The following is a 13,692-nucleotide window of genomic DNA, read 5'->3' on the forward strand; positions in this document are numbered from 1 at the left end:
AGAGCCGGGTTAACCCGGCTCCGATCTCTGGTATGAAGCATTAACGCTGTGCTTCGCCGCCCAATCCTTCTACTACGCTCTTAATCAACGCCGCCAGTTCACCCGTCATCAGAATGAAGTCAGCATCAAAACGCTGGGCATAGTCGTCCCGGTCGATATCGTCGTTCTGATCGCGCAGCTCGTCGGAAAACTTCAGACGCTTGATCGAGCCATCGTCACACATCATGAACTGAATGCGCTGCTGCCAGTCGAGGGCCAGCTTGGTCACCAGTTTGCCAGCTTCGATATGCACGGCGATCTCATCGCTGACCAGCTCCTGCTTCTTGGCGCGGATCACGCCCCCATCTTCCAGGATCGCTTTCAGCTCGGCTTCGTCCAGCAGCTGGAAGCCCTGCGGGACATTGTTGCCCCGTACCCACTCGGTGAGGGTCAGCTCGATCGGGTTTTCCATCGTCAGCGGCACCACCGGCAGCGAACCGAGGCTTTTACGCAGTAACGCCAGAGTATCTTCTGCTTTTTTGGCGCTGGCGCAGTCGACCATAATCAGGCCGTTAACCGTGTCGATCCACATCATTGTCTGGCTGAAGCGGCTAAAGGCGCGCGGCAGCAGGGAGTGCAGCACTTCGTCTTTCAGCGAATCTTTCTCAGTTTTTTTCAGCTTACGGCCCTGTTCGGCTTCCAGCTTAAAAATTTTGGCTTCCAGCGCCTGCTTCACCACTGGCGTCGGCAGGATCTTCTCTTCCTTACGCGCGCAGATGATGATTTGACCATTGGTAGTGTGGGTCAGCGCATCGCTCTGTGATCCCATAGGCGGAACCCATCCGGTTTTGGCCATATCCTGGCTGCCACACGGGGTAAATGCGTAAAGGTCTAACTGTTTTTCCATCTCGTCTGCACGCAGTTCGATATCGCGGCTGAGACGGTAAACCATCAAATTTTTGAACCACAGCATGATAATTTCCACGGTCTTGTCGTTTAATTCAGCGGGCATGATAGCGAATTGTCGCATCGCTTGCATTGCTAATCGGGTAGCAGGCTTCTACTCTGTTGATAATCAAAATAATGAGGAACGTTCTGTGCGAATTGGTATTGATCTCGGCGGCACGAAAACAGAAGTCATTGCCCTTGGCGAGCAGGGGGAGCAGCTGTTCCGCCATCGCCTCCCTACCCCGCGTGACGACTACCGGCAGACCATTGAAACCATCGCTACTCTGGTGGAGATGGCCGAAAAGGCCACCGGCCAGACCGGCACGGTCGGTATGGGGATCCCGGGGTCGATTTCGCCCTATACCGGGGTGGTGAAAAACGCCAACTCGACCTGGCTTAACGGCCAGCCTTTTGACCGCGATTTAAGCCAGCGCCTGAACCGTGAAGTCCGGCTGGCCAACGACGCCAACTGCCTGGCGGTGTCAGAGGCCATCGACGGCGCCGCGGCGGGGGCACAGACCGTATTTGCGGTGATCATCGGTACCGGCTGCGGCGCAGGCGTGGCCTTTGGCGGGCGCGCCCATATTGGCGGCAACGGCACGGCTGGCGAGTGGGGACACAATCCGCTGCCGTGGATGGATGAAGACGAACTGAAGTACCGCGCTGAAGTGCCGTGCTACTGCGGCAAACAGGGCTGTATCGAGACCTTTATCTCCGGCACCGGCTTCGCCACCGATTACCGTCGTCTGAGCGGGCATCCGCTAAAAGGCAACGAGATCATGCGTCTGGTGGAAGAGCAGGACGCCGTCGCGGAGCTGGCGCTCAGCCGCTATGAAATGCGGCTGGCGAAGTCGCTGGCGCACGTGGTGAACATTCTCGACCCGGATGTGATCGTCCTGGGCGGCGGCATGAGCAACGTTGACCGTCTCTATAGCACCGTTCCCCAGCTGGTGAAGCAGTGGGTGTTTGGCGGCGAATGCGAAACCCCGATCCGTAAAGCGGTGCACGGCGACTCCAGCGGCGTACGCGGCGCAGCCTGGCTGTGGCCAAACTGACAGGGCAAAAGCCGGGTGACGCGTAGCGCTCCCGGCTTACAAAACAGCAAACTCCTTATCCAGCCTGCTGTACCCCAGCCCGTTAATCTTCTTCACTTTGATCTGCACCGGGATGCGCTCCTTCATCGCCTCGACGTGGCTGATCACCCCAATGGTTTTGCCGCTGGCATTCAGCGCATCCAGCGCGTCCAGGGCGGTATCCAGCGTTTCGCTGTCCAGGGTGCCGAAGCCCTCGTCGAGGAACAGCGAATCAATTTGCGTTTTGTGGCTCACCAGGTCGGAAAGCGCCAGCGCCAGCGCCAGGCTTACCAGAAAACTTTCGCCGCCGGAGAGGGTGCGGGTATCGCGCACGGCATCCGCCTGCCAGGTATCCATCACCTCCAGCTCCAGCGCGTCGCTGGCCTTGCGTTGCAGCAGGTAGCGGCCATGCAGACGCATCAGCTGCTGGTTGGCGAGCCATACCAGGTTGTCGAGAGTTAAGCCCTGGGCAAACTTACGGAAGCGATCCCCCTCTTTGGAACCGATCAGCGCATTAAGATAACCCCAGTCATCCGCCAGGCGGGCCGCCTCCTCAATTTGTTGCATCAGTGCCTGCTGGTGCTGGCGATTGTCGCTGTCCTGTTTAAGCTGCTGGCGGATCTCCCCCTGGCGGGTGGTGTTTTCCCGCAGTTTCAGGCCGAGCTGCTGAAGCTGTTCCTGCAGGGCCGGCGCGTCCGTCGTCAGGCCCGCCGGACGTTGTTCCAGATGTTCGTTCAGTCGTTGACCGGCCTGCTGAAGCAGGGCCGTGGTCTGCTGGATCTGATTCTCCAGAGTCTGTTTCAACTGCTCCAGACGCCGAACCGTATCGCCATCCAGCAGGGCCGCCAGAAATGTCTCCCGATCGCTAAAGATGCTGGCAGCCAGCGCGGCGGCAAACTGCGCCTGCGATTGTTGTAAACGTTCGCTTTCCAGCGTGTACTGCTGCTGCAGCGTGGCGAGCTGGCTTTGCAGGGAGACGCACTCGGTATGGATTTCGCGCCAGTTATCCGGGATCGCACTTTCCACCTGCGTGGAATCCGTTGCCGGAAGGGTCTCCAGCAGCGGTGCCAGGGCGGTGATGCGCTCCCGCAGGGCGCTGTGCTGAGTCTGCCGCTCCTGCCAGGCCAGCGACTCTTTTTCCCGTTCCGCAAGCCAGGCCGACTCGGTACCGTCCTCCGGTGCCGCCAGCGACAGGGCATGAAGCGTTTGCGCCATAGCCGTGCGCGTCGCCAGAAGCTGCTGCTGGTAAAGCTGAAGCTGGGCTTCCTCTTCACTCAGCTGGCTTTGCAGGGTCAGGCGTTGGCTCAGCTGGTAAAGCTGCTGTTCGTACTGCTCCTGTTTAGCCAGCCATGGGGCGATGTCGTCCTGAATGTTCAACTGCACAGAGAGGGTTTCACACACCGCATTCCACTCTTTAGTGAGCGCTTGCTCATCCTGAAAGAGCGTCTGCGCTTCGCTTGTTTCGCGCTGAAGCTGGCTGTTTAGCGCATTTACCTGCCCCAGAACCAGCAGGCCTTCCTCTTTGAGTGCGGCGACCTCCTTTTCCATCGCATCCCGGCGGCGCTGGTTTCCGGTGAGCGCCAGGGCCTGGTATTGGGCAATGGCCGGATGTTCGGTAGAGCCGCAGAGCAGGCAGGGCTTTCCGGCCTCCAGTTCCGCCCGGTAGCTCTCCAGCTTCTTAATCTTCTCTTCCTGCTCACATAAGGTTTTGAGATCGAGATAGTGCTGGTTTTTCTCTTTGTACTGCTGGCGGCGTAGCGTCAGGGTTTCGTTCAGTTTTGCCAGCTCGGCCTGGGCCTTTTGCACGCTTTCGCGAGTCTGCCGCGATCGCTGTTGCAGAGGCTGATAGCGGGCATGCAGGGTAGTCAGGCGCTGGCGTGCCGCGCGGGACTGCGTCTGGAGTGCCATCTCGCTGGCGGTCTGTTCTGCGGTAAGCGTCAGAGCGCTCTCCGGTAATCCCGCCAGCTTCTGGCGTAACGCCGTGATACGCCCGGTCAGCGTCGCGATCTGGGTTTTATCGCGATTAAGCTGGGTGAAGTGGGCGCGCCAGCCTGCAATCTCCTGGCCCCACTGGCGGAAGCGGTCGTGGTTGGTAAGCCACTGGGTGAGTGCAGCCAGCTCGGTTTGCAGCCTGTCGTGCGTGCGCAGCGCCCCGTTACGAATGCCTGAACGCAGCGCCGTACTGGACTGTAAGCGAGTATTCACATCCAGCATCTGCTGTTCCGTCTGCGAAAGCTGGGCAAGCTGCTCCTGCTGCCGCTCCCAGTGCGGGCGCAGCAGGGCCGCAGGCTGGGCGAGATGCAGTTTTTCCAGCTCCGGCGTGGCGTCCGTCAGGGCCTGCTGCGCCTGTTGCTGCGCGGCCTTCGATCGCTGTTGCTCCCGCACCAGCTCATCGTGGCGGGTAAGCCACTGATAATCTTTCTGGAGTCCCTGCTGCTGCGCCAGCAGTTGCGCTTCTTCGTCAGTAAGTACCTGCAAACCTTGCTGAAGATGCTGTAGCTGCTCTTCGCTGAGCAACACCACGCCGGCCGCCTGGGCCTGGCGCTTCTCCAGCTCGCTGCGTGCCGCCTTATGTTTTTCAAACACCATGGCGGAGATCTGGCCGTAGATTTCCGTGCCGGTCAGCTCCTCGAGCAGTTCGGCGCGCTCTTTCGGTTTGGCGTTCAGAAAGGCGGCGAATTGCCCCTGGGATAAGAGCATCGAGCGGGTAAAGCGGTCATAGTCCAGCCCGGTCAGAGAGGCAACCAGCTCCAGCTTGTCCTTCACTTTATCTGCGAGGATCTTCCCGTCCTTGCACTGGGCGAGCTCCACGCGGGGCACCTGCAGGTTGCCGTCCGGCTGGTTGCGCGCCCGGTTCTGGCTCCAGAACGCACGATAAGCTACCCCTTTGACTTCAAACTCGACCTCGGCGAGGCACTCAGCGGTGTCGCGGGTCATCAGATCGTTTTGCGATTGCGAGACCGTATTCAGGCGCGGCGTCTCGTGGTAAAGCGCCAGGCAGATGGCATCCAGCAGGGTGGTTTTCCCGGCGCCGGTTGGGCCGGTGATAGCAAACAGGCCATTGCTGAGGAAGGGTTCGGCGGTAAAGTCGATTTTCCATTCGCCCTTGAGCGAGTTAAGGTTTTTCAGGCGCAGGCTGAGAATTTTCATGCCTCATCCTCTTCATTGCTGAGGGCGTGGATCGTGTGGCTGAACAGCTCGTTTAGCCGGGCCCGCTGGGTATCATCCAGGGTTTCCTGGGCGAGTCGGCGCTCAAAAACCTCCTCAACCCGCAGCTCGCTGAGGGTTTCACGCAGGTTGCTGGCAAGGCTTCTCTCGCGCTGCTCGCGACTGCGCCGCACCAGCAGGACCTCTACCGGCAGATCGTCCGTCAGCTGCTGGATCTTACGCTGCATATCGTGCAGGTACTCCTCGGTGGTGAGTTCGATATCCAGCCAGACGGGAGGCGTCTGCTCCACGCCGCGCCACTGCTCAAGCTGGGCGGTGATCGCCGCCAGATCGCCCTTCAGCACCGCCAGCGGCTGGGTAATGGGCACCTCAAGCGATTCGACGCTGCTGAGCTTGCCCTGGTCGAAACTCACCAGATGAACGCATTTGCTTTTGCCGGTTTCATCAAAGCTGAGGGGAATAGGGGAGCCGCAGTAGCGGATATGTTCGCAACCGCCAATCATCTGCGCCCGGTGGATATGGCCCAGCGCTATATAGTCAGCGGCCGGGAAGTGCTGGGCGGGAAACGCATCCAGCGTACCGATATAGATGTCACGTACCGCGTCACTTTTACTGGCGCCGACGGTGGTGAGATGCCCGGTGGCGATAATCGGCAGTACGCTGTCGCCGCGAAGCGCGCAAGCCTGGGTATATTGCTCGGCATAATAGTGGGTAATGGCCTGCAACAGCTGCTGCTGTTTCTCAAGCCCGGAGAGGCCCGCCTGGCTTCGCACCACGTCCCGGGGGCGTAAAAACGGGATCGGGCAGAGTACCGCGCCGGGGGTGCCGTCGCGTCGGGTCAGAATTTGCGGCCCATGTCCGGCGCTGGCGACCACGGTGGTGTTGAGAAACGCCAGAATCTCACGGGATTCGTTCAGCGTGGCGACGGAATCATGGTTGCCGGCCACAATCACCAGATGGCAGCCGGTTTTTTGCAGATTGACCACGAAACGGTTATAGAGCTCGCGCGCGTAGCTGGGCGGCGAGCCGGTATCAAAAATATCCCCGGCCACGAGGATGGCATCCACGTCATGCGATTGCGCCATCTCAAGCAGCCAGTTGAGAAACGCTTCATGTTCGGTGGCGCGGCTTTTACTGTAAAAATTTTGTCCCAGGTGCCAGTCCGAGGTGTGAAGTATGCGCATAACAGATCCGTGGCAAAAAATGGTTAGCGGGATTATAAACTTTCAGGGGGAGGAAGATAACCGCTACAATCGGGGCTGCCATAAAACAACGGCTTGCCTTTATGAGCGGGCGCGTTTTTCATAAATCTGTCATAAATCTGACGCATAATGACGCCGTATTACAAACATGTAACCTTAATAAGACAGGGCTAAGTATGGCGAGACGTATTCTGGTCGTAGAAGATGAAGCACCCATTCGCGAAATGGTCTGTTTCGTGCTCGAACAAAATGGCTTTCAACCGATAGAGGCCGAAGATTACGACAGCGCGGTGAACCAGCTCAACGAACCCTGGCCCGATCTGATCCTGCTCGACTGGATGCTGCCTGGCGGCTCTGGCCTGCAATTCATCAAACATATTAAACGTGAAGCGTTAACCCGCGATATTCCGGTGATGATGTTAACGGCCCGCGGCGAAGAGGAAGATCGCGTTCGCGGTCTGGAGACCGGCGCGGATGACTACATTACCAAACCGTTTTCCCCGAAAGAGCTGGTGGCGCGCATTAAAGCCGTAATGCGCCGTATTTCACCGATGGCGGTGGAAGAGGTGATTGAGATGCAGGGGCTGAGTCTGGACCCTACCTCGCACCGCGTGATGACCGGTGAAAATCCCCTCGATATGGGACCAACGGAATTCAAACTGTTGCACTTTTTCATGACCCACCCGGAACGCGTCTATAGCCGCGAGCAGTTGCTCAACAATGTCTGGGGCACTAACGTCTATGTGGAAGATCGCACGGTTGATGTTCATATCCGCCGTTTGCGCAAGGCACTTGAAACCAGCGGTCACGATCGCATGGTGCAGACCGTCCGCGGCACGGGTTATCGTTTCTCAACCCGTTTCTGAACAATGACAGGAGTGTGACGCGTGCTGGAACGGCTGTCATGGAAAAGGCTCTGTTTTGAACTGATACTCTGCTGTATTCCGGCCCTGATCCTCGGGGCCGTAATCGGTTATTTACCCTGGTTTTTGCTGGCGGCAGTCACGGGATTGCTGATCTGGCACTTCTGGAATTTGCTCCGCCTCTCATGGTGGCTATGGGTTGACAGAAGTATGACCCCGCCGCCAGGAAGCGGCAGCTGGGAACCCCTCCTGTATGGCCTGCACCAGATGCAGATGCGTAATAAAAAACGCCGACGCGAGCTGGGCAGCCTGATCAAACGCTTTCGCAGCGGCGCCGAATCGCTGCCGGATGCGGTGGTATTGACCACCGAAGAGGGGGCGATGTTCTGGTGTAACGGACTGGCGCAGCAGTTGCTGGGCCTGCGCTGGCCGGATGATAACGGGCAGAATATCCTCAACCTCCTGCGTTATCCGGAGTTCGCCCAGTATCTGAAAAAACGCGATTTTACCCGCCCGCACAATCTGGTCATGAACAACGGTCGCCATCTGGAGATCCGCGTGATGCCCTACAGCGACCAGCAGTGGCTGATGGTGGCGCGGGATGTGACGCAAATGCACCAGCTTGAAGGGGCGCGGCGCAATTTCTTCGCCAACGTCAGCCACGAGCTGCGCACCCCGCTGACGGTATTGCAGGGCTATCTGGAGATGATGCAGGAGCAGACACTGGAAGGCGCGCCGCGGGAAAAAGCGCTGCACACCATGCGCGAGCAGACGCAGCGCATGGAAGGGCTGGTGAAGCAGCTGCTGACCCTCTCCCGCATTGAAGCGGCGCCAACCCTGGCGCTGAATGAAACCATCGATGTGCCGATGATGCTGCGGATGCTGGAGCGCGAAGCGCAGACCTTAAGCCAGCAGCAGCACCAGCTTACCTTCGAGGTGGATAACAGCCTCAAAGTACGCGGCAGTACCGACGAGCTGCGCAGCGCCATCTCTAACCTGGTCTATAACGCGGTGAATCATACCCCGCCCGGCACCCACATCACCGTGCGCTGGCAGCATGCGCCAACGGGAGCGGAGTTCAGCGTGGAAGACGATGGTCCCGGTATCGGCCCGGAGCATATTCCGCGTCTTACCGAGCGTTTTTACCGGGTGGATAAGGCGCGCTCCCGGCAGACGGGGGGCAGTGGCCTGGGGCTGGCGATTGTTAAACACGCCATTAATCACCACGACAGCCGCCTGGATATCGTCAGTACGCCGGGGAAAAGTACGCGTTTTAGCTTTGTGATCCCGGAACGTTTGATTGCCAGTAACAGCGCCTGACGGCGTCACTGTAATCAGAAATTGCCACAGGCCAGCCAATGCTGGCCTGTTTGCTTTGCAGTTCAGCGCAGCGCGAATAAATATTATACGCCTGTTGCTTTTTTGTTCGCATGATTAGCCATGAGTTTTTCTTATAAATGGTTTATTATCCCACTTCTAACTTTCGAGTTGGCATATTGTTCTGGTTTTGAGATCCCATATTGCCTTTAAACGTTATAAGCGTTTAAATTGCCACCCTGATATCGTCGGACAGACTGTATTTGCGTGGTAAATCGAAAAACTATTCTTCTCCACGCCGGTAGGGAAGCATTTCCCGCTGAGGTTGCACATTTTTTCCGCTGTTTTGTTCCGCAACGGATAGCGAAAAATTCAACGTTTTCAACACCACATCCACAGGCAGTAAGGTTTTATGACCCATCAATTGAAATCGCGCGACATCATCGCGCTGGGCTTTATGACATTTGCGCTGTTCGTTGGCGCGGGTAACATCATCTTTCCTCCCATGGTTGGCTTACAGGCGGGTGAACACGTCTGGACGGCGGCTATTGGTTTCCTGATTACTGCCGTGGGTCTACCGGTGTTGACCGTGGTTGCGCTGGCGAAAGTCGGCGGCGGTGTCGATAGCCTGAGCACCCCTATCGGGAAAGTCGCAGGTATTCTGCTGGCAACCGTCTGCTATCTGGCCGTCGGCCCGCTGTTTGCCACCCCGCGTACCGCGACCGTCTCCTTTGAAGTGGGTATCGCTCCGCTGACCGGCGACGGCGCTATGCCGCTGTTGATCTATAGCCTCATCTACTTTGCTCTGGTGATTCTGGTCTCCCTCTATCCGGGCAAGCTGCTGGATACCGTGGGTAACTTCCTCGCGCCGCTGAAAATCGTGGCCCTGATTGTGCTGGCCGTGGCTGCCGTTATCTGGCCTGCCGGCCCGATCAGCGATGCAATGGACGCCTACAAAAATGCCGCGTTCTCTAACGGCTTTGTGAACGGCTACCTGACCATGGATACCCTGGGCGCGATGGTGTTTGGTATCGTCATTGTGAACGCCGCCCGTTCCCGCGGCGTGACCGAAGCGCGTCTGCTGACCCGCTACACCATCTGGGCGGGTCTGATTGCGGGCGTAGGCCTGACATTGCTCTATCTGGCGTTGTTCCGTCTGGGTTCTGACAGCGCGGCCCTGGTAGACCAGAGCGCAAACGGCGCGGCTATCCTGCATGCCTATGTTCAGAACACCTTCGGCGGTTCGGGGAGCTTCCTGCTGGCGATCCTGATCTTCCTGGCCTGTCTGGTGACGGCGGTGGGCCTGACCTGCGCCTGCGCCGAGTTCTTTGCCCAGTATCTGCCGCTCTCTTATCGTACGCTGGTGTTCATCCTCGGTATCTTCTCCATGGCGGTCTCTAACCTCGGTCTGAGCCACCTGATCCAGGTCTCCATTCCGGTACTGACGGCCATCTACCCGCCGTGTATCGTGCTGGTGGTGCTGAGCTTCACCCGTGGTTGGTGGAATAATTCTTCCCGAATTATTGCCCCGGCCATGTTTATTAGCCTGCTTTTTGGTATCCTTGACGGCATCAAAGCATCGGCTATTGGCGATACGCTCCCTGCCTGGACACAGCGTCTGCCGCTGTCCGAACAGGGCCTGGCCTGGTTGATGCCTACCGTTGTTGCACTGGTTCTGGCCGTAATCTGGGATCGTGCTGCGGGGCGTCGGGTAACGTCGAACGCGCACTAATCAACGGATAAATGTTCAACCACGGGGCTTATGGCCCCGTGGTTTTTTGTTTTTTTTGTGTTGAATGGCAAGACGTAAATGGAAAGCTCTAACAAACTGAAGCGGGGCCTTACCGCCCGCCACATCCGCTTTATGGCGCTGGGTTCTGCGATCGGTACTGGTCTTTTTTATGGCTCGGCAGATGCCATCAAAATGGCCGGTCCCAGCGTTTTGCTGGCGTATCTTATCGGCGGTGTTGCCGCCTACATCATCATGCGCGCGCTGGGGGAGATGTCCGTTCATAACCCCTCAGCCAGCTCCTTCTCCCGCTATGCGCAAGACAACTTAGGCCCACTGGCGGGCTATATCACCGGCTGGACCTACTGTTTCGAAATCCTGATTGTCGCCATTGCCGACGTAACGGCCTTCGGCATCTATATGGGCGTCTGGTTCCCGGCGGTCCCGCACTGGATCTGGGTGCTCAGCGTGGTGCTGATCATCTGCGCCATCAACCTGATGAGCGTGAAGGTGTTTGGCGAACTGGAGTTCTGGTTCTCCTTCTTTAAAGTGGCCACCATCATCATCATGATTGCCGCCGGTATTGGCATCATTATCTGGGGTATCGGCAACGGCGGCGAACCAACCGGCATCCATAACCTGTGGAGTAACGGCGGCTTCTTCAGTAACGGCTGGATAGGCATGGTGATGTCGCTGCAGATGGTGATGTTTGCCTACGGCGGGATCGAAATTATCGGTATCACCGCCGGGGAAGCGAAAGATCCGGAGAAGTCTATTCCGCGCGCCATTAATTCGGTACCGATGCGTATCCTGGTCTTCTACGTGGGCACGCTGTTTGTGATCATGTCCATCTATCCGTGGAACCAGGTGGGCACGAACGGTAGCCCGTTTGTGCTGACCTTCCAGCATCTGGGGATCACCTTCGCCGCCAGTATTCTGAACTTCGTGGTGCTCACCGCATCGCTCTCCGCTATCAATGCCGACGTGTTCGGCGTGGGGCGTATGCTGCATGGTATGGCCGAGCAGGGCAGTGCGCCGAAGGCCTTCGCCAAAACCTCCAGCCGCGGTACGCCGTGGGTGACGGTGCTGGTGATGACCGTGGCGCTGCTGCTGTCGGTCTATCTCAACTACATCATGCCGGAGAATGTCTTCCTGGTGATCGCGTCGCTGGCGACCTTTGCCACCGTCTGGGTCTGGATGATGATTCTGATGTCGCAGATTGGCTTCCGTCGCCGTCTGTCGCCTGAAGAGGTAAAAGCGTTGAAGTTTAAAGTGCCGGGCGGCGTGGCAACTACCGTTGCTGGCCTGATCTTCCTGGTCTTTATTATCGGCCTGATTGGTTACCACCCGGAAACCCGCATCTCGTTGTATGTCGGCTTTGCGTGGATTGCGCTATTGCTGGTGGGGTGGGTCTTTAAACGCCGCCGCGAGCGCCAGTTAGCAGAAGCTCAGTAACCGAAATGCCCGGCAAACGCCGGGCATTTTTCTCCTCCCCCTTTCTCCTCCCCCAATAAATCTCTCCATGAGGAGGGAACATCAACTACCCTGTGGCAAGGTGGCCTCATTTCTGGGAAAGGGGATAAAAGATGTTGAATGCATGGCACCTGCCGGTTGCCCCATTTGTTAAACAAAACAACGACAAACTTGTCATTACCCTGTGGCTGACAGGGGAAAACCTGCCTGAGCGGGTGACGCTACGCGCTGAATTCGATAACGAAGAGACCTCGCTGCCGATGCATAAGCAGCGCAGCCAGCCGCAGCCCGGCGTGACGGCCTGGCGGGCGACCATTGACACGACGAAAGGGCAGCCGCGGCACCGCTACAGCTTCAAAATGCTCTGGCATAACCGCCAGCTGTGGTTCACCCCGCAGGGCTTCAGCCGCTTTCCTCCCGCCCGGCTGGAGCAGTTCGCCATTGATTACCCGGATGCCGGACCGCAGTGGGTAGTGGAGCAGGTCTTCTATCAGATCTTCCCGGACCGCTTTGCCCGCAGCCAGCGGCGCAACCCTGAGCTGGACAAAACGTATTATCACCATGCCGCAGGCCATGAGACGATTTTCCGCGCGTGGGACGAACCGGTCACCGCCCAGGCGGGGGGCTCCACCTTTTACGGCGGGGATCTCGACGGCATTAGCGAAAAGCTGCCCTGGCTGAAAAAACTCGGCGTCACGGCACTCTATCTCAATCCGGTGTTTGTCGCCCCCAGCGTGCATAAATACGACACCGAAGATTACCGCCACGTGGATGAGCGGTTTGGCGGCGACGAGGCGCTGTTACGCCTGCGGGAAAATACCCAACGGGAGGGGATGCGCCTGATTCTGGACGGGGTGTTTAACCACAGCGGGGACTCCCACGCCTGGTTTGATCGCCACAACCGCGGAACCGGCGGCGCCTGCCATAACCCGGACTCGCCCCACCGCGACTGGTACAGCTTTGACGACGAGGGCCGCGCCCTCGACTGGCTGGGCTATGCCAGCCTGCCGAAGCTCGATTATCAGTCGTCAGGGGTGGTGAACGAGATCTACGGCGGCGAGGAGAGTATTGTTCGTCACTGGCTGAAAGCGCCGTGGAGTATGGACGGCTGGCGGCTGGATGTGGTGCATATGCTCGGAGAAGAGGGTGGGGCGCGCCATAATCTACAGCATGTCACCGGGATCACCCGTTCGGCGAAGCTGGCCAATCCGGAGGCCTTCGTCTTTGGCGAGCATTTTGGCGACGCTCGCCAGTGGTTGCAGGCCGACGCGGAAGATTCGGCGATGAACTACCGCGGCTTCACCTTCCCGCTGTGGGGCTTCCTTGCCAACACCGACATCTCCTACGATCCGCAGCACATCGACGCTGAAACCTGCGTGAAATGGATGGATAACTACCGCGCCAGCCTGTCCCATCAGCAGCAGCTACGCATGTTTAACCAGCTCGACAGCCATGACACCGCCCGCTTTAAGTCGCTGCTCGGTAAGGATGTCGCCCGCCTGCCGCTGGCGGTCACCTGGCTGTTTACCTGGCCTGGGGTGCCCTGTATCTATTACGGCGATGAGGTGGGGCTCGACGGCAACAATGACCCCTTCTGCCGTAAGACCTTCCCATGGGAGGCTGAAAAGCAGGACCAGACGCTACTGGCGCTCTATCAGCGGCTGATTAAGCTGCGCAAGCAGAGCCAGGCCCTGCGCTACGGCGGCTGTCAGGTGGTCTACGCCCACGACAACGTGGTGGTGTTTATGCGCGTCTACAACCAGCAGCGGGTGCTGGTGGCGATTAACCGGGGCGATGCCTGCGAAGTGGTGATAGATGACTCGCCGCTGCTCAACGTCAAACAGTGGCAGCTGAAAGAGGGGAAAGGGGTGGCGCAGGAGGGCGTACTGTCGCTACCGGCGATCTCCGCCTCGGTCTGGTTCGGCAGTTAATGTCGGGCG

The 13,692-nt window shown here is 58.4% G+C and carries 9 protein-coding genes; 6 read left to right on the forward strand and 3 right to left on the reverse strand.

The window, feature by feature from the left end; translation table 11 throughout:
- Positions 1 to 40 precede the first annotated feature (40 nt).
- Positions 41 to 952 (reverse strand): recombination-associated protein RdgC, encoded by a 912-nt coding sequence (gene rdgC, locus C2U54_RS09740; RefSeq protein WP_039031486.1) that lies wholly within the window; start codon positions 950 to 952, stop codon positions 41 to 43.
- A 124-nt stretch (positions 953 to 1,076) separates the two neighbouring features.
- Between rdgC and mak the strand changes: the two genes are divergently transcribed.
- Entirely contained in the window at positions 1,077 to 1,982 is a 906-nt protein-coding gene (gene mak, locus C2U54_RS09745) for a fructokinase (RefSeq protein WP_168192002.1), read from the forward strand.
- A 36-nt stretch (positions 1,983 to 2,018) separates the two neighbouring features.
- Here mak and sbcC read toward each other — a convergent pair whose 3' ends face one another.
- On the reverse strand, positions 2,019 to 5,150 hold the full coding sequence (gene sbcC / locus C2U54_RS09750; protein ID WP_103178444.1) for an exonuclease subunit SbcC: 3,132 nt from the start codon (positions 5,148 to 5,150) through the stop codon (positions 2,019 to 2,021).
- Positions 5,147 to 6,352 carry an exonuclease subunit SbcD gene (sbcD, locus tag C2U54_RS09755; protein WP_103178445.1) on the reverse strand — a complete coding sequence of 402 codons (1,206 nt, stop codon included), beginning with the start codon at positions 6,350 to 6,352 and terminating at the stop codon, positions 5,147 to 5,149. Before sbcD ends, sbcC begins: the two co-directional genes overlap by 4 nt.
- Positions 6,353 to 6,546: 194 nt before the next feature.
- Here sbcD and phoB point away from each other — a divergent pair, with 194 nt between their 5' ends.
- The 5 genes from phoB (at position 6,547) to malZ (ending at position 13,683) form a co-directional block, all read left to right on the forward strand.
- Positions 6,547 to 7,236, forward strand: a complete 690-nt coding sequence (gene phoB / locus C2U54_RS09760; protein ID WP_039031479.1) for a phosphate response regulator transcription factor PhoB — start codon at positions 6,547 to 6,549, stop codon at positions 7,234 to 7,236.
- Between the two features lie 21 nt (positions 7,237 to 7,257).
- The gene (gene phoR, locus C2U54_RS09765) at positions 7,258 to 8,553 is read left to right on the forward strand and encodes a phosphate regulon sensor histidine kinase PhoR (protein WP_103178446.1); all 1,296 of its coding nucleotides are present in this window, start codon (positions 7,258 to 7,260) and stop codon (positions 8,551 to 8,553) included.
- Positions 8,554 to 8,962: 409 nt separating this feature from the next.
- The gene (gene brnQ, locus C2U54_RS09770) at positions 8,963 to 10,282 is read left to right on the forward strand and encodes a branched-chain amino acid transporter carrier protein BrnQ (RefSeq protein ID WP_103178447.1); all 1,320 of its coding nucleotides are present in this window, start codon (positions 8,963 to 8,965) and stop codon (positions 10,280 to 10,282) included.
- Positions 10,283 to 10,360: 78 nt separating this feature from the next.
- Complete coding sequence (gene proY, locus C2U54_RS09775) at positions 10,361 to 11,734, forward strand: proline-specific permease ProY (RefSeq protein ID WP_103178448.1); 1,374 nt, start codon at positions 10,361 to 10,363, stop codon at positions 11,732 to 11,734.
- A 131-nt stretch (positions 11,735 to 11,865) separates the two neighbouring features.
- The gene (gene malZ, locus C2U54_RS09780; RefSeq protein ID WP_103178449.1) at positions 11,866 to 13,683 is read left to right on the forward strand and encodes a maltodextrin glucosidase; all 1,818 of its coding nucleotides are present in this window, start codon (positions 11,866 to 11,868) and stop codon (positions 13,681 to 13,683) included.
- Positions 13,684 to 13,692 lie beyond the last annotated feature (9 nt).

Origin of the sequence: Leclercia sp. LSNIH1 (genome assembly GCF_002902985.1) — a bacterium.
Classification (GTDB): domain Bacteria; phylum Pseudomonadota; class Gammaproteobacteria; order Enterobacterales; family Enterobacteriaceae; genus Enterobacter.